This is a genomic window from Enterobacter sp. MGH 24 (assembly GCF_000493015.1).
Taxonomy (GTDB): Bacteria; Pseudomonadota; Gammaproteobacteria; order Enterobacterales; family Enterobacteriaceae; genus Enterobacter.
In genome coordinates this window covers 3370059-3392083 of sequence record NZ_KI535657.1, presented here as the reverse complement: position 1 = coordinate 3392083, position 22025 = coordinate 3370059, and the positions used below count along the sequence as shown (strand labels likewise).

Annotated in this window: 16 protein-coding genes and 1 other RNA gene; 5 read left to right on the top strand and 12 right to left on the bottom strand. The window is 56.0% G+C overall.

Annotated features, from left to right (window positions below):
- The first annotated feature begins 58 nt into the window (after positions 1-58).
- Positions 59-2209 carry a formate dehydrogenase subunit alpha gene (gene fdhF, locus L370_RS06005; RefSeq protein WP_023335404.1) on the top strand — a complete coding sequence of 717 codons (2151 nt, stop codon included), beginning with the start codon at positions 59-61 and terminating at the stop codon, positions 2207-2209.
- A gap of 66 nt (positions 2210-2275) precedes the next feature.
- Here fdhF and L370_RS06010 read toward each other — a convergent pair whose 3' ends face one another.
- From L370_RS06010 to L370_RS06035, 6 genes are all read right to left on the bottom strand, one after another.
- Positions 2276-2917, bottom strand: a complete 642-nt coding sequence (locus L370_RS06010) for a helix-turn-helix transcriptional regulator (protein WP_032666713.1) — start codon at positions 2915-2917, stop codon at positions 2276-2278.
- Between the two features lie 49 nt (positions 2918-2966).
- Positions 2967-3479: a fimbrial protein gene (locus L370_RS06015; protein ID WP_023335402.1), complete on the bottom strand. Its 513-nt coding sequence runs from the start codon at positions 3477-3479 to the stop codon at positions 2967-2969.
- Between the two features lie 11 nt (positions 3480-3490).
- On the bottom strand, positions 3491-4438 hold the full coding sequence (locus L370_RS06020) for a fimbrial protein (RefSeq protein WP_023335401.1): 948 nt from the start codon (positions 4436-4438) through the stop codon (positions 3491-3493).
- An 11-nt stretch (positions 4439-4449) separates the two neighbouring features.
- Positions 4450-6978 (bottom strand): fimbria/pilus outer membrane usher protein, encoded by a 2529-nt coding sequence (locus tag L370_RS06025; protein ID WP_032666712.1) that lies wholly within the window; start codon positions 6976-6978, stop codon positions 4450-4452.
- Positions 6979-7022: 44 nt separating this feature from the next.
- Positions 7023-7700, bottom strand: coding sequence for a fimbrial biogenesis chaperone (locus L370_RS06030; RefSeq protein WP_023335399.1), 678 nt, complete (start codon positions 7698-7700; stop codon positions 7023-7025).
- Positions 7701-7779: 79 nt separating this feature from the next.
- Positions 7780-8310: a fimbrial protein gene (locus L370_RS06035; RefSeq protein ID WP_023335398.1), complete on the bottom strand. Its 531-nt coding sequence runs from the start codon at positions 8308-8310 to the stop codon at positions 7780-7782.
- Positions 8311-8722: 412 nt separating this feature from the next.
- On the opposite strand from L370_RS06035, the gene L370_RS06040 reads away from it, so the two are divergent.
- On the top strand, positions 8723-9382 hold the full coding sequence (locus L370_RS06040) for a helix-turn-helix domain-containing protein (protein WP_023335396.1): 660 nt from the start codon (positions 8723-8725) through the stop codon (positions 9380-9382).
- 69 nt (positions 9383-9451) lie between these two features.
- Complete coding sequence (locus L370_RS06045) at positions 9452-10081, top strand: helix-turn-helix domain-containing protein (protein ID WP_023335395.1); 630 nt, start codon at positions 9452-9454, stop codon at positions 10079-10081.
- 50 nt (positions 10082-10131) lie between these two features.
- On the opposite strand, the gene L370_RS06050 is transcribed toward L370_RS06045, so the two are convergent.
- The 3 genes from L370_RS06050 to L370_RS06060 form a co-directional block, all read right to left on the bottom strand.
- Entirely contained in the window at positions 10132-10326 is a 195-nt protein-coding gene (locus tag L370_RS06050; protein WP_003857766.1) for a YdiH family protein, read from the bottom strand.
- 85 nt (positions 10327-10411) lie between these two features.
- A complete protein-coding gene (gene menI, locus L370_RS06055; protein WP_023311321.1) occupies positions 10412-10822 on the bottom strand; it encodes a 1,4-dihydroxy-2-naphthoyl-CoA hydrolase in 411 nt (136 codons plus the stop codon).
- Entirely contained in the window at positions 10819-13875 is a 3057-nt protein-coding gene (locus L370_RS06060) for a D-2-hydroxyglutarate dehydrogenase YdiJ (RefSeq protein ID WP_023335394.1), read from the bottom strand. Before L370_RS06060 ends, menI begins: the two co-directional genes overlap by 4 nt.
- A 198-nt stretch (positions 13876-14073) precedes the next feature.
- Between L370_RS06060 and ydiK the strand changes: the two genes are divergently transcribed.
- Positions 14074-15189, top strand: a complete 1116-nt coding sequence (gene ydiK, locus L370_RS06065; protein WP_032638293.1) for an AI-2E family transporter YdiK — start codon at positions 14074-14076, stop codon at positions 15187-15189.
- Positions 15190-15398: 209 nt separating this feature from the next.
- Positions 15399-15506, top strand: an RNA gene (gene rprA / locus L370_RS22940) — antisense sRNA RprA.
- A 5-nt stretch (positions 15507-15511) separates the two neighbouring features.
- Here the strand turns inward: rprA and L370_RS06070 are convergent.
- The 3 genes from L370_RS06070 to ppsA form a co-directional block, all read right to left on the bottom strand.
- Positions 15512-17887, bottom strand: coding sequence for a glycoside hydrolase family 3 N-terminal domain-containing protein (locus tag L370_RS06070; RefSeq protein WP_023335392.1), 2376 nt, complete (start codon positions 17885-17887; stop codon positions 15512-15514).
- Between the two features lie 3 nt (positions 17888-17890).
- The gene (locus tag L370_RS06075; RefSeq protein ID WP_023335391.1) at positions 17891-19291 is read right to left on the bottom strand and encodes an MFS transporter; all 1401 of its coding nucleotides are present in this window, start codon (positions 19289-19291) and stop codon (positions 17891-17893) included.
- Between the two features lie 233 nt (positions 19292-19524).
- Positions 19525-21903 (bottom strand): phosphoenolpyruvate synthase, encoded by a 2379-nt coding sequence (gene ppsA / locus L370_RS06080; RefSeq protein WP_023311316.1) that lies wholly within the window; start codon positions 21901-21903, stop codon positions 19525-19527.
- Positions 21904-22025: the final 122 nt, after the last annotated feature.

The following is a 22025-nucleotide window of genomic DNA, read 5'->3' as shown; positions in this document are numbered from 1 at the left end:
CTTACGGGACTGGGTTGTCCAGTCAACTTTGCTTCATTTCTTAACAGGTCTGTTATTGATGAAAAAGATCGCCAGCGTCTGCCCCTACTGCGGTGCAGGCTGTAAACTAAACCTTGTCGTTGAAAATAACCGTATCATCCGTGCCGAAGGCGCAGAAGGCGTCACAAACCAGGGCACCCTGTGTCTGAAAGGCTTTTACGGCTGGGACTTCCTCAACGATACCCGACTGCTCACCCCGCGCCTGACTCAGCCGATGATCCGCTACCACAAAGGCGAGGCGTTCACCCCCGTTACCTGGGAAGAGGCTATCCGCTACACCGCCCACCGGCTAAGCAGCATTAAAGCGCAGCACGGGCCGCGCTCAATCATGACAACCGGCTCCTCCCGTGGAACCGGCAATGAAACAAACTATGTGATGCAAAAGTTTGCCCGCGCGGTGCTGAACACCAACAACGTGGACTGCTGCGCGCGCGTCTGCCATGGCCCTTCCGTGGCCGGTTTACAGGAAACGCTTGGAAACGGCGCAATGAGTAACTCTATCAACGATATTGAAAACTCAAAATGCCTGCTGGTATTTGGCTATAACTGCGCGGACTCCCACCCTATCGTTGCCCGGCGCGTGCTGAAAGCGCGTGAAAACGGCGCAAAAATTATCGTCTGCGATCCGCGGCGCATTGAAACGGCGCGCATCGCAGACCAGCATCTGCAGCTGAAAAACGGCAGTAACATGGCGCTGGTGAACGCCTTTGGCTACGTGCTGCTGGAAGAGGAGCTCTACGACAAAAGCTACGTGGCGCGCTTTACGGAGGGGCTTGAGGCCTACCGCCAGACGGTGAAAGATTATGCGCCGGAGAAGGTCGAGCATCTTACCGGCATTCCCGCCCGCGACGTTCGTCAGGCAATGCGCACCTTCGCGGCGGCCCCTACTGCCACCGTGATGTGGGGAATGGGCGTGACCCAGTTTGGTCAGGCTGTGGATGTGGTCAAAGGGCTTTCCAGCCTGGCGCTGCTGACAGGTAACCTGGGCCGACCCGCCGTTGGCGTCGGGCCCGTGCGCGGTCAAAATAACGTCCAGGGCGCCTGCGATATGGGCGTTCTGCCGAATATGTTCCCCGGCTATCAGGATGTGACCGATCCGGCAGTCAGGCAGAAGTTCGCCGATGCCTGGGGGATTGACGTCAAACACATGGACGATCGGGTCGGGACGCGCATTACCGAGGTGCCTCATCTGGCGCTGGAAGGCAAAGTCAAGGCCTACTACATCATGGGGGAAGATCCGCTTCAGACAGAGGCCGACCTCGGCCTGGTGCGCAGCGGTTTTGAGGCGCTCGATTTTGTCGTGGTTCAGGACATCTTTATGACCAAAACGGCAGAAGTGGCGGACGTTCTGCTGCCTGCCACCTCCTGGGGTGAGCACGGCGGCGTCTTTACCTGTGCCGATCGCGGTTTCCAGCGTTTTGGCAAAGCCATTGAGGCCAGCGGCAACGTGAAGCGCGACTGGGAGATTATCAGCCTGCTCGCCACCGAGATGGGCTACCCGATGCATTATGACTCCAACCAGCAGATCTGGGATGAGATGCGCGAACTGTGCCCGCTCTTCTACGGCGTAACGTATGAAAAAATGGGTGAGATGGGCCACGTGCAGTGGCCGTGCCCGACGCTGGACCACCCGGGAACGCCGTACCTGTACAAAGACAATCAGTTCGACACCCCAACCGGTAAGGGACAGCTCTTCGCCGCACCGTGGCGCGCACCGGCGGAAACTCCGGATGCGGATTTTCCGCTGGTGCTCTGTACGGTACGCGAGGTTGGGCACTACTCCTGCCGCTCGATGACCGGGAACTGCGCCGCGCTGCAGAGCCTGGCCGACGAGCCGGGTCGGGTGCAAATTCACCCTGCCGATGCGGAAAAGCTGGGTATCAAGGAGGGTCAGCTGGTCTGGGTACGTTCGCGTCGCGGCAAAGTGATTACCCGCGCCAGCATTAGCGAGCGTATCAACGTCGGGGCCGTCTATATGACCTATCAGTGGTGGATTGGCGCCTGCAACGAGCTGACCCAGGACAACCTCGACCCCATCTCCAAAACGCCGGAAACGAAGTACTGCGCGGTGCAGCTGGAGGCGATTGAGGACCAGCGCTGGGCGGAGGATTTTGCGGCGTCGGCGTATCAGTCCATGAAGTCGCGGCTGATTAGCGCGGTGAATGTCTGATACAACTATCGGGTGGCGTAACCGCCACCCGACAACTCACGACGACGGTTCCACCCTCTCTTCCACTTATCCGTCGTAACCGATCAGATGGTCACGCAATTTGTTCGGGTAGGCATTTTTTTCGACCATCCGGTGAATCAGCGCCATAAGCTCATAATCACTGCGCAGATCGAATTTTTGCATCAGCAAATACTTATGCGTAAATACCGTTTTATCACTCGTCCCGAGCACATCAGCAATTTGCCCTACCGATAACCCTTTGTAAAAATTCACCGTGACGCTGATCTGCTGCGGCGAGAGAATTTTATGCTGACACTCGAAACAGCCTTTGTGCTGCCAGCGATATCCCGGCAGTTGTGTACGGTACCATGCAATAAAAAGCATCTCACTAACCTGGTCAAGCGGGGCGCGGCGGGAGATGAATATCATGTCCTCAAAACAGGTTGAAGATGCGGAAAAACGCCGTTCATCATCCACCAGCCCAATCAGAATCCCTTTTTTTCGCGCTTTCAATTCGGGAATACAGGTCAGCGTTTCCCCTGGACATAAAGCGAGAATAATAATATCGGCGGTGCTGACGCTGTCATAAGTCAGCTCAGTGTCAAAATGAATTTTATGCCTGAAATTATGCAGGAAGAAATCCACAAGAAAATATTGCAGGCCATTATTAAAAAAAGAATCTGGTTCTTTAATCAGAATATTCAACATAACAATTACCGACATCTGCATATCAACAGGAGTAAACAACGCGAGCCGATCAGTTGTATTGCATCGTCATGACTACGACGGCACTGATGCTCCCCGGCGTCGCACCGCCGGTAACGGACTTGACTACCGCCTGCATGGCCATCGTCACGGTTCTGTCTGCCGCAATAGTCTGCGTAATGCTTGTTCCCGTGCCTTTTAACGCACCGGTTGCGGCCTCGCTCATCGCAATCGCGACGTTCGTGGCCGAGCCGCTGTTCATGTAATAATCCGCCCCCGCGATGGGGTCGGGGTTTCCGGTAAAGGAGACCGTAACGTTGCGCGTGCCTGCCGGACACCGGGTAAACGGCAGGCTAAAAGGCACAGGATCGGATGTCGACCCCGGCGTGGCCATATTGGATGCCTGAATACTGCCGAGATTGATATCCAGAGTGTTATTCCCACCGTTAAAGATACAGGGGGAGGCAACAATATTTCCGGTAACGTTGACGTTAACACTGTCCGCCGCAAATAAATGACAGCTGATAAATGTGGCGCCGAGCGCTGCCGTGCGCAGTATATTCATCGACATCCCCTTTACTGGTAGGTCAAATTTAAGGTTGCGGACGCGTTGGCGGTGCCGGGTTCAACCATCGTTTGCGTCTGGTAATACCGTGCTGTTAATGGAAACGCCTGCTGCCCGCCTGCGGCCACACTTAACGGCAGACGCGCATTTAGCGTAAGAGGCGTACCGTTATAGAGCAGTTGAACGCCAACCCCTTTCGCCGTGCCGGTATTACCCTGCCCCGTCAGCGCGAGCACGCTCGTTGTTGCCACGTCCGGGTTCTGAATACCGCTGAGCGACACGTTGACGTTTGCGCCCGGATCGCAGTTCAGTCCCAGGTTCTGCGTATTCTGGGCGCCTGCGGGCGTGGTTCCCACCGTTGACCCAAACGTCGCGGCAGAAATATCGCCGATGGGAAACGTCAGCTGCGGTGTCGTAATGCTGCAGGCCAGTACGTTAATGGTTCCGCCCAACAGGGTGATCGTCAGGCCATCACGATAAACGCCGTCACTGCCCTGCAGCATCACCACGCCCAGCACGCCCGGCGTCAGCGACCCCGACGCGACCGGTCCGGTAACAACGAGTTCTATTTTACCGCCCCACCATTCGACATAATCCGACTGCGCGTTATAGGAGAAGGTATTGGTCGGGTTTTCAAAATAATTACCCGATGAAAAGCGCACGCCTATGCCGTTTACATTGGTGTTATAAACATGATTCCCATAAGTGCTCGGCGTCGCATTGAGGTAGCGCATGCTAAAACCCAGCATTAATGGATTGGCACACCCCGTTAAATAGGAGCCGGTTATTGTGGCGTTTCGCGAAAATAATACGGTACCCACGGCAACATCGCGCTGAACCGTAATTGTGCCAACGGACAAGGTTGATTCCTGTGGCGTAATCGTCGTGCAGGTTCCTGCACGAGCACTGTTCCAGCCTGCTGCAATGCACAGCAGGAATATGATGTAAATTGAGCGCATGTTAAAAAGCCCTAAAGACAATTGACGTCAATTTCGGTAATTCCACCCGCCGAAGGCTCCGGGGAAAGCACGTACGGTGCGCGGCACTGCCGATCGCTTTCCGCTCCCCACGAGACGAAGACGGTTCCCTCTGTATCCAGACCGGTGAGATAAGCCTGGCCTTTATCGCCAACAATAATGCTGCTGCCGTCGGTGCCTTTCAGGCTTGCCGTTGCGCCAAAGGGAACAAACTGGCCGTTATGCATTAAATTAAATAACGCCCGTCGTCCCACCTTCGCCTTATAGTCGGCCAAAACGATCGCGCCGCGCGTTGGCGTCACCGTCCGGGTATTAATATCCAGCTCAACATCATCCGGCAGGCTTTCCGGGGCAAGGGTGACGTCATTTTTACGGTATACGGAGAGATTGCTGACCACCGTATATCCGCGGTAATCCGTTCTCGCGCCCGGCTGATTGCGGATATCGACGCCGCGCGCGCCCGGCGCGCTAATCAGAACGTTGGTCTCACCCAGGGGCTGAGAAAGCGTGATCCCCTCTCTGTGAGCAAGAATGCCCCCCTGCAGACCGTAGTTAAGGCGCTCGCTGTTTTTGTCGTAGCTGTAGCCCGCCGTCGCTTCGCCGTAGGTTCCCTTATAATCGCCATTCATATTGCCCGTGTAGCCAACGCCGTCCGACCCGTATCCCTGCTGCACGTTCCAGTTCAGGGCGTGATTTTCCAGCGCCACGCCGTTCAGGCCGATGTTCTGTGTGGTGCCGTTATTCTTGCTGGCGCTCACGCTATAGTTAGCCCAGGTCTGCGGCAAAAATTTATCGAGAGGAATGCTGACGTTAAAGGCCAGCAGCCGATCGTTGTCGTACCGCTTATTGTCATCGTATGAACCCGCGCTGCCGTTTTTACTGTAGGTCCAGGTGAGTCCGTAACTGATGTTGTGCCAGGAGTTGTTGTAACCCAGGCTGTATGACGCCATCGTTTTACCCGAATTCCAGTAGTCTTCACGGGCCGCGCTCAGCGTCAGCGAGCCAAGGTTGCCGCCCAGGGTCTGGCTCATCGTCAGCTCGGCCCGGTTGCGGCGTCGGTCCTGAAGCGCGGAGCTGTCACCCCAGGAATCGAGGATCTCCTGCATGCCGTAGTAACCGCTGGTCGAATAGCGGTAGCCCGCAATCGAAAACTGGGTTCCGGTACCCACAAAGTTCTTGCTGTATCGCGCGCGCCAGGACTGGCCGTTGGATTTCTCCCCGCCCTGCGGAATGGACCAGGCCTGGGTCATGTCCGCAGAAATGGCACCGAGATCACCCATATTTTTCCCAAGCCCGGTGGCGATCGACTGATATTTGCTCGACTCCTGCAGCCCGCCATAGAGCGTGAGGCCATACGGCAAACCATAAATCCCGGTAATTTGCCCAAACGGGGTCTTATCAACGCTGCTGCTATAAGAACGATACTGCCCTCCGGTCACCGCATATTTCAGGCGACCTTCACGCTGCAAAACCGGTAATGAGGCATAAGGTAGGGTGAAGTGCTGCTCGCTTCCGTCCGCTCCCTTAACGGTGACGTCCAGATCGCCCGCGCCGCCCGTGGGGTACATATCGGCAATTTCAAATGCGCCGGGCGCGACGTAGCTCTGATAAATCTGGTAGCCATTCTGGCGAACAATCACCTGAGCACTGGTACGCGCGATGCCCCGCACCACGGGTGCATAGCCTTTGAGCGAATCCGGGAGCATGTCATCGTCAGAAGCCAGCTGTCCGCCGCGAAACGGCATGCTGTCGAACACTTCGGCCGGCGCGGAGCTATCCCCCAGGGTGAGCTGCGCTTTGAGCGGAATAATGGCCCGCTGCGCATAGGTGTAGACGGTATCCCATTTGTCCTGACCGCTCTCATCACGCGACCAGGTGGTGTAATTTCGCAGTCGCCACGGCCCAACGTTGAGACCCGGGCGCAGGTTGGCATATTGACTGTCACTGTTTTTACTGCCGTTTTGTTTTGCCCAGGTATTTGCACCACTCACGCTGTAGTTCAGCATCGCAGCGGCGATCCCCTCATCCCATAGCGCTGGCGAGACATCCCCCCGTGCCGGCAGGTCGATCGCGGCCTGAGGAATGCTGATAACCAGCCGCTGTGCGCCAAACTGAAAATCCGTACTGGCATGAGGTATAGCCTGCAGGTTAACGCAGGACGCGCCATGGCTGGCTAAGTCGGGAAAAAGCGCGGTTTTGACGCCCCACTTTTCGAGCTGCTCAATACTCAGACAAGGCTGGAGGCTATCGCCGTCATTCCCACCTTTTACAGAGGTAAAATCAATATCGCTTGTCTCGATGAGCTGGTCGTCAAGGATGATGTCAACGTGGTATATCCCTGGTGCCTGCGAACCTGATTCAAAAGCAGATAAATCAGCTTTACTCGTACCCGGGTTGTCCAGTTCAACCAGTTCGGCGTTGAACGAATCACGGGCATCAACAGTCTGCACTGCATTAACCAGCGCAAAGGCGATACAGATCGCCAGACGCGCAGGCTGCATTTTTATCGTTTTCGTTGCCATCATCATTAAGCTGACCTGAGATGAAGATCGCCGCTTTTGATAAATTAAAAGCTGGCCTGATGTATTATTCCGGGGCTACCGTAATCATTAATGACTTTGAATGAAATATGATTACCATTGGCATCTGCGGGTAAAATAAATGCTGCCGTTGACCCAGGTGCCACCCAGGTGACCTCATCCAGTTTTTTATTACCGATGCTTATTTCATTAAAGTTGATGATATATTGCGTTGGATTAGTGACCATAAGCTTATTCCCGCTACGCGACCAGGTTAATTTGCTCGCTTGTTCTTCCGGTGTTGATGCCTTCAGACTCGCCGGACGATATATAAGCTTGATGCGCGTTTTGACGGCAATTTGCAGTGAGTTAGCCTGTTTTGAGGAAGACGGTATCGCTTTAATATTCAGCCAAAAAAGGCTTTCTTTATCCTGGGGTAGCGAACCCGAGAGTAAAATACGCTCAATGTTTTGCTGCCCACTCTCCAGTCGATATAAAGGCGGAGTAACAATGAACGGCGCTTTATTAGCATTACCCTCTGGCATGTCAACCCAGGACTGGATTAAGTAAGGTACGCTATCGGCATTATTGATGCCGATCGATGCCTCTTTTCCCCCACCCTCGAAAATGACGCGGGTACCGCCAATAATGACCCCGGCATAGGCGTTCGAAAACGATGCGGTCAGCGCGGCAGCGATGAGCAGGGTCTTGCTAAGAAAATTCATGTTACACCTCTTGAAACACGGAGGCAGTGGCTGCCCCCACGCAGAACGTCGTGGAACCGGCTCGGGTTCTGCTTAATGACTAGTTATAAACAACGGAGAAATTTGCCACGGAGTTTGCAGGACCGGCAGTCACCGATGCCGCCGTTGAAATATACTGCGCGTAGAAATTCAGCGTATTATCGGCGGAACTGCTTAACGCATAGCTATAGCTGTTGCTGCCGTGCAACGGCAGATCCGCTTTATCAGCGGTCATCAAATTGATAGCAACGCCCGTTGCCGCACCGGCGACGGAGGTATCAATAGCCAGCAGATCGGCGTTAGTCAGGTCAGGCGTACCGTCAAAACGGACTTTGGCACCGGTGACCGTGACCGGGCAGTTCTTCAGGATAATATCGAATTTCGTTGCCGCAGTTCTGGCGCCTGTTGCCGGAAATTCTGTTTTATTGTAATCGCCTAATACCACCACCTGATTTTGAGAGGCAACCGCGACATCGCAGGCGGAATCCAGGATGTTACCGTTAAAATTAACGGTTCCTGCAGCAGCGAGTGCATTACCCATCATTAAGGCGGAACCTGTCGCTACCATCGCTAAAATAATATTCTTTTGCATAATCTTCATTTTCCTGTTTACGGGATAACTTTATTTATTATTAAAATCCAAACAGCAGAAAGTTGATAAATGAATCACTGTGGGTTCATTTTTAATTAACGCCATAAGGTCTTTCTGACTGATTGGTTAAAATCTATATAATCATTTTAGCGAATACAACTTTTTGCTGGTCTAGCTGTAGACTCTGATTTAACGTAAATTCAACATTTCTTCAGGATAGACTTATGCCTTATTTCCCTGGTCTATTAGTAGACTTGATCGTCTTTTTGTTTTCATTCAATACGTTAGATATCAGGCACTCAACGGTCTACTTTTGGACCCTGGCGAAACATTCCCTGACCCCTTCATTTTTAAGATAATTCTCTGCACAGATCAAAAAATGATCGCCCCCGAAGTCGCTGTGAGGTATCTTATGAATACGCGTTTAACCACGCCATTGAATAACCACGAGTCAACCGTTCTTGGTTTAAAACCGTTTATCCACATAGACGCCCTGATTAAATCAGTGCTACCTGATGCGAACAGAATGATCATTTGTCGGGGAGAAACCGTACATTATTATAAAGATGATGTGCGTCAGTGCTTTTTACTTCTCCAGGGAAGCGTGGCGCTTCATCGTCGCGGCGACGGTATTGTATTAAACTCAGAGTCTGCGCCTTTTATTCTTGGCGTCAGCAGTCAATTTTCTTCGGAACATCTCTACGTCAGGGCCCTGGAGACGGCAGAAATCGCCCGCGTGTCGCTGGAGACGTTTAATCAGATTATTTCAAAGCAGAATTTATGGGAGCACTTTTCAAAGCTGCTGATTTATACGGCCTCACGGGTATATGAGCATTGTGCGCAAATATCGCAAATGTCTGCCTACGACATCATCCGCTTCCAGCTTGTTGAGCTCATGCAGGAGCCCGATGCCATACGGAAAAATACGACGGCAGCCGCGTACATCAAAAGCCGGACGTATCTTTCACGTAGCGGAATTATGCGTATTCTGGCAGAACTGCGGACCGGAAAGTACATAACCATGGAGCGTGGGGTGCTGCTTGACATTCACCATCTGCCGCGAAAATATTGACAGCCAGCGTGCCTGTACTCGGGAGAAGCGCTATAATTAGCCAGATTATTTTTAAGGTTCTCGGCTACTATGTCCCTTCCCGAAAAGTCTCAACGGGGTTCCCCCTACGCGCAAGAGCTTATTTCCCACCTGTTGCCTGATTGCACAACGCATCGTGCCGCCCGCGGCGAGCGACTGGACCTGCAAGTCAACGGTCAGGGCATGTGCTATTTAATTCTTGAAGGAACCATCGCTGTCTACAGAAGAAGCGATGACATGATGCTGTCCACGGCCCGCAGCCCCGCGGTGTTCGGCCTCGCTAACCTTACCGATATCTATTTCAATGATTATATTAAGACCGTCAGCCCTTGTCTGATAGGGACGCTCGCAACCGAGCGGGTGAATGAAATTATCAAAGAGAAGGCGCTATGGGGCCTGCTTTCTAAACAGCTCATGTTTGTGTATAGCCGTCTTTATAACAACGTGATGCCGCAGGGCGCGCCGACGGCGTATGAGATGATTCGCCAGCAGCTGGTCAAGCTGATGGAGGAAGATGAGGCTTATCGGCTCAGCATGACGGCGGAAAGGTATATCAGGGAGAAAACTCAGCTCTCCCGCAGCGGCGTAATGCGCATTCTGGCGGATTTAAAAACCGGCGGATTCATCGAAATGGAAGAAGGCAGGCTCATTAAAATCAACAAACTTCCCGCCCGATACTGAATGTCAGACACAAAAAAGGCCGCACTCGCGGCCCTTTTATTCTCATGTACTCAATGGACGTGAACGCCCAACCGCCAGGCAAAGTAGATCTCTTCTTTCAGTTCATTCGAAGAGAGCGCCAGCAAATCTGTAAATTCCAGCTCAAGCTGTTTCAGCTTTTTCAGGTACTGCGCCGGAGACAGGTTGCTCTTATCGCGACGTAAATATTCAATTGCCAGCTGTGTTGGGGTTATTTCAGTATCCATGATGTCCTCGCTTATGTACAAAACCTGACCAGTATATCACAACGCACTGGCTAGTTTTTGACCAAAGGCAAAACATCTGAAAACTTTACACAACCGCCGTGGTCAGCCGCGACGAGCAGCACAGGCGATCCTGCTCATCGAGAATGTCTATCTGCCAAACCTGATGACGGCTTCCGGCGTGCAGCGCGCGGCAAACGCCGCGCACGCGCCCGCTGCGCACCGAGCGAATGTGGTTAGCATTCACCTCGAGTCCGACAACCTTCTGCTCCCCTTCGGTACAGAGATACCCCGCCACCGAGCCCAGCGTTTCGGCCAGCACAACGGATGCTCCGCCGTGCAATAAACCAAACGGCTGGTGGGTGCGACTATCGACAGGCATGGTGGCCTCTATCTCATCGTCGCCAATGCGGATGAACTGGATATCCAGCAGCCCCACCATATTCCCTTCGCCCATGGCGTTCAGCGCCTGCAGCGTCACGGCACGTTTCCAGATCATCCAATTATCTCCAGTAAAGCCTGCAATGGGTGACGCACACCGTTACCTTCTACCCGTTTTACCTGACTGCGGCAGGAGTAACCCGTCGCCAGACAGCGGTTTCGCGGTAAACGCTGCATCGCCTGATGCCAGGACAACTCATAGATGCCGAGCGAGTTGGCGTGGTTTTTCACTTCGTGTCCGTAGGTTCCGGCCATCCCGCAGCAGCCTACGTTGACGCTCTCGAGCTTCGCACCGAAGCGGGCAAAAACAGACGCCCACTGCGCGGGTGCCCCCGGCAGCGCGGTCACTTCCGTGCAGTGACCGAACAGATACCACGGTTCACCGCTGACATCCTGAACAGCCTTATCTTTCAGCGCCACCGGCAGCCACTCGTGCACCAGCATCACGTTAAAATCGCCGCGCTTATCGCCCAGCGTCTGCCTGTATTCATCGCGATAGCAAAGCACCAGCGCCGGATCGACGCCGACCATTGGTATCCCGAGTTGCGCCACGCGGTTTAAGAAGTCAGACGTTTTCTGCGCGGTCTTCGCAAAGCGGTTCAGGAAACCCTTAATATGCTGCGCCTTGCCGTTCGGAGAGAACGGCAACACAACCGGCTGGTAACCCACTTTCTCCGCCAGACGGACGAAATCGGCCACGACCTGCGCATCGTAGTAGCTGGTGAACGGATCCTGCACCACCAGCACCACATTGGCTTTTTGCTCCGGAGGGAGCGCCTCCAGCTGTTCCAGGGTCATGTTTGCCGAACGGTGACCGACGAGCTGGCGCTGCAGAGACGGGACCGACAGCAGCGGCAGATCGACCATGCCGATGTGTTTTTCGGAAAGCTTGCGCACCAGCGGCTGGTTAATAAAGAAGTTGAAGGTCTTTGGCGCACGCGCCATCAGCGGCGCGTAGCTTTCCACCGTCGCCACCAGATGGTCGCGCACCGGGCGGAGGTATCGGGTGTGATAAAGCTGCAGGAAACGCGAGCGGAATTCCGGCACGTCGATTTTAATCGGGCACTGGGTGGAGCAGGCTTTACAGGCCAGACAGCCGGACATCGCCTCTTTCACCTCATGGGAGAAATCATACTCTCCCTTGTTGGCATGCCAGCTGTTGCGGGTGCGCTCAATCAGCGAGCGCAGGCTGGCCCGTTTTTCCGGCAGCTCCTGCTCCAGCTTGAGCGGATCCACACCGCGGTCGGCCAGCAGACGCAGCCACTCGCGCACCAGCGTCGCCCGCCCTTTCGGCGAGTGGATACGGTTGCTGGTGATTTTCATCGACGGGCACATCGGGCTTTTCACATCAAAGTTAAAGCACAGGCCGTTGCCGTTGCACTCCATCGCGCCGCGCCAGGAGGATCGCACCGCAATCGGGATCTGCCTGTCGTACGTGCCGCGCTTGACGGCATCCACCTGCAGCATCGGGGCATCGACACCTTCCGGCGGGCAGATTTTGCCCGGGTTAAGGCGGTTATGCGGGTCAAAGGCCGCCTTCACCTTGCGCAGCTCCGCGTAGAGCTGTTCGCCGAAGAATGCCGGGCTGTATTCCGCGCGGAACCCTTTCCCGTGCTCGCCCCACAGCAGACCGCCGTATTTGGCGGTTAAGGCCACCACGTCGTCGGAGATCTGCTTCATCAGGATCTCCTGCTGCGGGTCGCACATGTCCAGCGCCGGGCGCACGTGCAGGACCCCGGCGTCGACGTGGCCGAACATGCCGTAGCTCAGGCCGTGGCTGTCCAGCAGGGCGCGAAACTCAACGATATAATCCGCCAGATGTTCAGGCGGCACGCAGGTATCTTCGGCAAAGGGAATGGGCTTCGCCGCCCCTTTCGCATTGCCGAGCAGGCCCACGGCTTTTTTACGCATCGCATAGATACGTTCAATCCCGGCCAGATCGTTACAGAGCTGCCAGCCGATCGCGCCGCCTTCGCCCTGTGCAATCAGCTCATCCAGCCGCTGGCAGAGCGTGGTAACCTGGCTCTCAATCAGCTCCGCATCATCGCCGGCAAATTCCACGATGTTGAGACCGAGCATCTCTTTATCCGGCACGTCGGTAATCAGATCGCTTACGGAGTGCCAGACAATATCTTCCCGGGCCAGATTGAGCACCTTAGAGTCGACGGTTTCCACCGACAGCGCCTGCGCTTTCACCATAAACGGCGCATTGCGCAGCGCGGAGTCGAAGGAGTCATATTTGACGTTCACCAGACGACGCACCTTCGGCAAACGGGTAATATCCAGTCGCGCTTCGGTAATAAACGCCAGGGTTCCTTCGGAGCCGGTCAGCACGCGGGTTAAATCAAACTGGGTCAGGTCATCGTTGAAGACGTGTCGCAGATCGTACCCGGTCAGGAAGCGGTTCAGTTTCGGGAACTTATCGAGAATAAGCTGGCGGTTGTCGCGGCAGCGTTCCAGTACGGTGCGATAGATACGCCCGCTGGCGGTGTTGTCTTTGCCCAGCGTTTCCGCCAGTTCGACCGGCATCGGCTGGGTATCGAGGATATCGCCGCCCAGCAGCACCGCACGCACGCCCAGCACGTGATCGGAGGTTTTACCGTAGACCAGCGAGCCCTGCCCGGAGGCATCCGTGTTAATCATCCCGCCAAGGGTCGCGCGGTTGCTGGTGGAGAGCTCGGGGGCAAAAAAGTAGCCGTAAGGCTTGAGATACTGATTAAGCTGATCTTTGATAACGCCCGCTTCGACCCGCACCCACCCCTCTTCCGGGTTGATCTCAATGATGCGGTTCATATAGCGCGACATATCAACAATGATGCCCTGGTTCAGCGCCTGACCGTTGGTCCCGGTGCCGCCACCGCGCGGCGTAAAGACCAGCGAGGCAAACCGCTCCTGCGTAGCCAGCCGGGCAATCAGCGCCACGTCGGCCGTTGAACGCGGGAAAACGACGGCATCGGGAAGAAGCTGGTAGATACTGTTATCGGTCGCCATCGTCAGCCTGTCAGCATAGTTTGTGGCGGTATCACCTGTAAAACCCTGTTGCTCCAGTGCTTGCAAAAAATTAAGCACCAGCTGAACGACGCCAGGTGCCTGAGAAATCTGTGGGATCATGAATGTCGACCCTAATTAGAGTTATGGGAATCGTTTGCGTGTATCTTAAAAGTTTTATCACATTTTTTTCTTATAATCTCTGCTGAATTACAGGCAAAATCCGCCTGTCAAAAACCGCGGAGATCATCAATGATTAGAGAAACGCGGTTTTCCGTTCCCGCCAGCCCCGCTGGCGTTCTTTTAAGGAAAGTTTCATTTATGGTCAATCTTCGCCAGCCCAGGGATGTTGCGCAAATTTTGCTGTCGGTGCTGTTCCTGGCCCTCATGATTATTGCGTGTCTGTGGATTGTTCAACCCTTTATTCTTGGCTTCGCGTGGGCTGGGACCGTTGTCGTCGCCACGTGGCCTTTGCTGCTGCGCCTGCAGAAGCTGCTGTTTGGCCGTCGCGGGTTAGCCGTGCTGGTCATGACGCTCCTGCTGTTCCTGCTGTTTATTATTCCTATTGCCCTGCTGGTGAATAGCCTGGTGGATTCCAGTGGCCCCGTTATTCGCGCCATTAGCAGCGGTGACCTGACGCTGCCGGATCTCGCCTGGCTGAACAGCATTCCGGTGGTGGGCTCAAAACTCTACAGCGGCTGGCATAGCCTGCTGGAGATGGGCGGCAGCGCGCTGATGGCAAAAGTCCGCCCATACATTGGCACCACCACCACCTGGTTTGTCGGTCAGGCGGCGCATATCGGCCGCTTTATGATGCACTGTACCCTGATGCTGCTCTTCAGCGCCCTGCTCTACTGGCGCGGCGAGCAGGTGGCTTTAGGCGTTCGTCACTTTGCCACCCGCCTGGCGGGCAAACGCGGTGACGCGGCGGTACTGCTGGCCGCGCAGGCCGTACGCGCGGTTGCGCTGGGCGTAGTGGTCACCGCGCTGGTGCAGGCTGTGCTGGGCGGGATCGGTCTGGCAATTTCCGGCGTACCGTACGCCACCGTGTTCACCGTTGTCATGCTGATGACCTGTCTTGCACAGCTGGGACCGCTGCTGGTGCTGGTACCCTGCATTATCTGGCTCTACTGGACGGGCGATACCACGTGGGGAACGGTGCTGCTGGTCTGGAGCTGCGTGGTCGGCACCATGGATAACGTCATTCGTCCGATCCTCATCCGGATGGGCGCAGACCTGCCGCTGATCCTGATCCTCTCCGGGGTGATTGGCGGTCTGATTGCCTTTGGCATGATCGGCCTGTTTATTGGCCCGGTGCTGCTCGCCGTCACCTGGCGTCTGTTCTCCGCCTGGGTGCATGAAATTCCGCCGCCGGGTACTGACCCGGACGTGATTTTGAGCGAACTGGAAGAGCTGGAAGAGAAGAACACGCATTAAGTTTTTTTGCCGGGTGGCGCTAACGCTCACCCGGCCTACACACTCCCGCATAATACTTAAACACCGCTAAAGTATTTATTCGTTAATCACTGGTCAGACCCGCCATTTCAGCAGTCAGTCTGCTATTAACCTCAAGAAATCTTTACGTCTCTTAAACTATTGAGACGAATCCGATCGACGCTAAATAACACAATGCCTACTATTAGCACACGGTTATAAATCAACACCTTGATTTATAAGCATGGAAATCCCCTGAGTGAAACAACGAATTGCTGTGTGTAGTCTTTGCCCATCTCCCACGATGGGCTTTTTTTTATCCTGACTACGCGCGCTTCACCTCACAGGTACTGAGCATCCGCCACTCAGCAGGCAGCACCCGCGTTTCCCCGGTCACATTCACCGTTACCACATCACGGATATCCGCCGACGATGCGCCAACCTGCAGTTCAAACTCGCCCGGCTCAACGATGCGTTTCCCGTCCCGACGGGTGAAGTTGAACATCTCAACCGGCAGCGTAAAGGCGAGCGTGGCGGTTTCACCCGGCGAGAGCGTGACGCGCTGGAAGGCCTTCAACTCCTGAAGCGGCCGCACCTGCGTGGCGACCTTATCCCTGACGTAAACCTGCACCACCTCGCTGCCGCTGCGCTCCCCGGTATTAGTGATATCTACGCTCAGCGTCACTTCGCCGTCGACCGGTATGCTATGTTCAGCTACGCGGGCAGGGCCCCAGCTAAATGTCGTCCAGCCGAGGCCGAAGCCAAACGGATACCGCGAACCGAAATGGAACGCAAACGGCGTACCGCCGCTTTTAAGCTTGTGATTGTAGTAATACGGCATTGCCCCGGCGCTTTTCGGCACGCTCACCACCAGACGCCCCTGCGGCTCCGCACGCCCCGTTAGTACGTCCGCAATCGCCCAGCCCCCTTCCTGCCCCGGCGCCCACGCCATCATCAGCGCCGCGACCTTATCCTCCAGCCCCTGCAGGTTATACGGACGCCCGCCGGTCATCACGACAATCACCGGCTTGCCCGTTGCCACCAGCGCGTCCAGCAGCTGTTGCTGCACGCCCGGCAGGTTCAGGGAATCGGTATCGGAACCTTCCCCCACGGTGCCGCTCTGGAACAGCCCGGCGAGATCGCCCACGCAGGCCACCACCACGTCACTCTCCTGAGCAGCCTTCACGGCCTCGGGGATCAGGGCGGTACTTTGCGATACCGGCGACTGCTGCATCGGTTTGCCGCCGCTGTCGCCCGGGAAGACCGGGGCACCCGCCATCCGTTTTTCGATGATGTGGCACCCTTTGGCATAGCGGACCTGAGAGGCACCGAGGTACTGCTCCAGCGCCGCGCGCGGGGTGGTGACCTGCGAGGTCTCTTCCACCATATCGCTGATGATCAAATGCACCGGGAAGCTGTAGCCGCTCAGTAACGCCAGCGGATCGTCTGCCGTCGGCCCCACCACCGCCACGCGAGGTTTGCCGCCGAGCGGTAAAATGCCGTTGTTTTCCAGCAGCGTGATAGATTTCGTCGCCACCTCCCGCGCGGCCTGGCGGGTCATAGCGTTTTGCAGATCGATCCCGTTTTCATCCGCGTACGGTTTTTCAAACAGCCCCAGACGGAATTTTTCGGTCAGCACGCGCGCCACGATCTCATCCACTTTCGCCATAGAGATCAGCCCGCGCTCTACCGCTTCCGCCAGATGCCGCGCGCAGTCGTCTTTCGGCAGCTCAACGTCCAGCCCGGCGTTGAACGCCAGCGCGGCAGATTCGGCCGCATCGTGGGAAATCCCATGATGCTGGTGCAGCAGGCTGACGCCGCCGTAATCCGCCACAATAATCCCGTCGAATCCCCACTGTTCGCGCAGGACGGTGGTCAGCAGGAAGCTGTCGCTGTGCCCCGGCTGGTTATCAATATCGTGGTACGCGGGCATGACCGAACCGGCGTGTGCCAGCTTGACCGCCATTTCAAACGGCAGCAGGAAGGTGTCGTTCAGCTCGCTGAACCCCAGGTGGACCGGCGCATGGTTGCGCGCCCCCTCGCTGAACGAGTGCCCCACGTAATGTTTCAGGGTTGCCAGCAGGTCGCGTTTATCGCCCTGTAAGCCCTTCACGTAGGCGGTCGCCATCACGCCCACCAGCCAGGGGTCTTCCCCGAAGGTCTCTTCGGTTCGCCCCCAGCGCACGTCGCGGGATACGTCCAGCACCGGCGCAAGCCCCTGCTGGCAGCCGACGGAGCGCGCCTCTTTGCCAATCTGCTCTGCCGCCCGCTGCACAAGCTCCGGGTCCCAGGTCGATCCGTAGTTCAATGACGACGGGAACAGGGTGGCGTCTTTGCAGAGCAGCCCCACCAGACACTCTTCATGGAACAGCGCCGGGATGCCAAGACGCGTCTCTTCCATCATCATCCGCTGCAGGCGGTTCGCGGCGCGCACGCCGGTTTTCGCGTCAACGATGTGGGTGCCCAGCGGACGCGTGATCTGCCCGACGCCCAGCTTCAGCCGTTCGCTAAGCGACGCCTGCTCGCTCACGCCGGCGAATTCGTCGCTGAGGTCGCTGCGCTCGCGGTGGTTGCCGTTTTCATCGAGGATCAGCCAGTACGCGTGCATCTGGGCGAACTTCTCTTCCGGGGTCATGCGCGCCAGTAAATCGGCGACGCGCTCGTGCACGGGACGTCCCGCGTCCTTATAGATAGCTGTCATATTTTACTCCTGTAGTGCGGAAGGGGTTGCCGGGCTGAGCTGCCCCGCTTCGGGTCTGACTTCACGCTTGCTGGCCAGCTCCCGGGCGATGGAATCCACCAGCCGGCTGTTGAGCTTGTAGATGGCAAGAAGCGCGACCATGCAGAGGAACAACGCGCATGGGATAAGGGTGAACAGCGCGTTGATGGTCGAGAGAACGTTCGGCGCCTGGGTAGCCTGTCCCGGGGCGTAATCCACCATGCCAAGCACCCAGCCGACGACGGCTCCACCCAGCGCCAGGCCAAACTTGATGGCAAACAGCGCGGTGGAGAAAACCAGCCCGTCCAGACGACGGCCGCTGCGGTGCTCTTCGTAGTCGACCACATCGGAGAACATGGTCCACTGGAGCGGCGTGGTGAGGTTTTGCACAAAGCTAAAGACGATGTTAAGGCCAAAGATGAGCCACACCTGTGAAGGCGGCAGGAAGAAAATCAGCGCGCCGAAAATCACGAAGGAAATAATGGTCCACTGATAGGCGCGTACGCGGTCAAATTTCCCCAGCAGCCGTTCAGATAATAATGCGCCGCTTAGGGAGGCCACCATGCCGGAAACAATAAAGGCGAAAACCAGATCCGGACGCAACAGCACATAGTTCACGTAATACATCGTGGCGGAACCGCGCGTCACCACCGCCGTTAACAGCAAAATATTAAACAGGAACACAATACGCCACTGGCTGTTCCCGGCCAGCAGTTTTAAATCGGTGAGCATGGAGCCGGAGGTATCGTTACGCGGTGAATAGCGTTCGCGGGTCATCAGGAAGCAGCAGAAGAATAAAACAATGCCCAGCAGCCCCATCAGGCTCATGGCATAGAAATAGCCTTTCTGCACGTTGCCCTGGCCTAACAGTGAGACCAGCGGCAGGGCAATCACCGTCACAATCAACCCGCCGATAAACGACAGGCCAAAGCGCCACGACTGCAGAGAGTGACGCTCGCGCGGGTCCAGCGTCAGCGCGCCGGGCATGGCGCAGTAAGGCACGTTAATCGCGGAGTAAATCAGGCTTAAGATCGCATAGGTCACGCAGGCGTACACGATTTTCGCCGTCGGCCCAACGTCCGGCACATAGAAGGTCATCAGGCAGCTCACGCCAAACGGGATGGCGAACCACAGCAGCCAGGGACGGAAACGGCCGTGACGCGTCTGAGTGCGATCGACCAGTGCGCCAATGCACGGGTCGACAAACGCATCGACCACGCGCACCACTAAAAACATGGTGCCCATAATCGCGGCGGGCAGCCCAAAAACGTCCGTATAAAAATAAGCGAGAAATAACGTTGCCGTTTGCCAGACCAGCGCGCTGGCCATATCGCCTAAGCCATAGCCTATTTTATCTTTGGTACGCAATACAGAGGAGAGTGTCATTGTTATTTGCCTTTTTATCAGGTTAAAACGTATTTCAACCAGTTGCGCATCTTCTTAAGGGAAATGCGCAGTAAGGCTCAAGTATTAGCAACGGTTTGCGCGCTAACAATTGTCTAAATTGACAGACAAATTATGATATTTGGTTTTTTGTTTTATTTGTGATGGGGAGCATATTCGGACGGAAATAAAAAAGGCGAGGAGATATCTCCTCGCCTTTATCCGTTTTTAAGCGGTTACTTATTCAGTTCCGCCAGGCTCAGCCAGGTTTGCACCACGGTGTCCGGGTTCAGGGACAGGCTATCAATCCCCTCTTCCATCAGCCATGCGGCAAAGTCTTCATGGTCGGATGGACCCTGACCACAAATCCCGACGTATTTACCCTGCTTCTTCGCCGCGCGGATGGACATGGAGAGCAGCGCTTTCACCGCCTCGTTGCGCTCGTCGAACAGTTCGGAAACCACGCCGGAGTCGCGGTCCAGACCCAGCGTCAGCTGCGTCATGTCGTTCGAGCCGATAGAGAAGCCGTCGAAGTGCTCAAGGAACTGCTCGGCCAGCAGGGCGTTGGACGGGATTTCGCACATCATGATGATCTTCAGCCCGTTCTCGCCGCGCTTCAGACCCTGACGTGCCAGCTCGTCCACAACGGCTTTCGCCTGATCCACGGTACGCACGAACGGGATCATGATCTCCACGTTGGTCAGCCCCATGTCGTTGCGCACGCGTTTCACCGCCTCACACTCCAGCGCGAAGCAGTCGCGGAAGCTGTCGGACACGTAGCGTCCGGCCCCGCGGAAGCCCAGCATCGGGTTCTCTTCTTCCGGCTCGTAGCGCTCGCCGCCTACCAGGTTGGCGTATTCGTTAGACTTAAAGTCAGACAGACGCACGATCACGCGTTTCGGATAGAAGGCGGCGCCCAGCGTCGCGATCCCTTCCGTCAGACGGCCGACGTAGAACTCTTTCGGTGAGTCATAGCCTTTCATCATCTCGCGGATTTCGTTCTGCAGCTTCGGATCCTGATCGTCAAACTCCAGCAGCGCACGCGGGTGAACGCCGATCATACGGTTGATGATAAATTCCAGACGCGCCAGGCCAACGCCTTCGTTCGGCAGGCAGGCGAAGTCAAACGCGCGGTCCGGGTTGCCGACGTTCATCATGATCTTCAGCGGCAGGTCCGGCATGGTATCCACGCTGGAGCTCTTCACGCTGAAGTCGAGGATATCGGCGTAGACGTAGCCGGTATCGCCTTCGGCACAGGAGACGGTCACGTTCTGCCCGTCCTTCATGCGCTCGGTGGCGTCACCGCAACCGACAACCGCAGGAATACCCAGCTCGCGGGCAATGATCGCCGCGTGACAGGTACGACCGCCGCGGTTGGTGACGATAGCCGCCGCTTTCTTCATGATCGGTTCCCAGTCCGGGTCGGTCATGTCGGTCACCAGCACGTCGCCTGGCTCAATACGGTTCATCTCGCTGATGTCGTGGATCACTTTGACCGGACCGGCACCGATACGGTGACCGATGGCACGGCCTTCCGCCACGATTTTGCCCTGCGCGTGCAGCGTATAACGCTCCATCACCTGACCGCGAGAGCGGACGGTTTCCGGACGCGCCTGCACGATAAACAGCTTGCCGGTGTTCCCGTCTTTCGCCCATTCGATATCCATCGGACGGCCGTAGTGTTTTTCGATCTGCACCGCCTGCTTCGCCAGTTCCTGCACTTCGGCGTCGGTCAGGGAGAAGCGGTCGCGCTGCTCCTGCGGTACATCTTCAATTTTAACCTGCTTGCCATGCTCCTGGGTCGGGGCATAGATCATGCGGATTTTTTTCGAGCCCATGGTGCGGCGCACCACCGCCGGACGGCCAGCGGCCAGCGTAGGCTTGTGGACGTAGAATTCGTCAGGGTTTACCGCGCCCTGCACCACCATCTCACCCAGACCCCACGCGGAGGTGATAAACACCACCTGGTCGAAGCCGGATTCGGTGTCAATGGAGAACATCACGCCGGATGAGCCCACGTCCGAGCGCACCATGCGCTGCACGCCAGCGGAGAGCGCCACGCCGCGATGGTCGTAGCCCTGGTGCACGCGATAGGAGATGGCACGGTCGTTGAACAGGGAAGCAAACACGTGCTTCACCGCCACCAGCACCGCATCGTAACCCTGGACGTTCAGGAAGGTTTCCTGCTGCCCGGCAAATGAGGCGTCCGGCATATCTTCCGCAGTCGCAGAGGAACGCACGGCAAAGGAGGCCTGCGCATCGTCAGCGGAGAGCTGGTTGTACGCGTCGTGAATGGCTTTTTCCAGTTCCGGCTGGAAAGGTGTGTCGATGATCCACTGGCGGATCTGCGCCCCGGCTTTGGCAAGCTCGGTAACGTCATCAATATCCGTTTTATCCAGCAGGTCGTAAATGCGCTGGTTAACACCGCTCTGGTCTAAAAACAGGTTAAAGGCATCGGCGGTGGTGGCAAACCCGTTCGGTACGGAGACACCCATACCCGACAGATTTGTAATCATTTCACCCAGGGAGGCATTTTTGCCCCCAACTCTGTCTACATCATTCATGCCGAGTTGGTTATACCAAAGCACCAGCGGTGACGAGCCATTGTTGGACATCGAAACAATCCTTTTGTGATATTTGATCGGAGTAAGTAACACCTGACTACGTATTTATACTGGCATAATTATTTCCGCTAAAAAAACGGTGAATCGTGTAAGCAATTTAAAATTTCAACTTT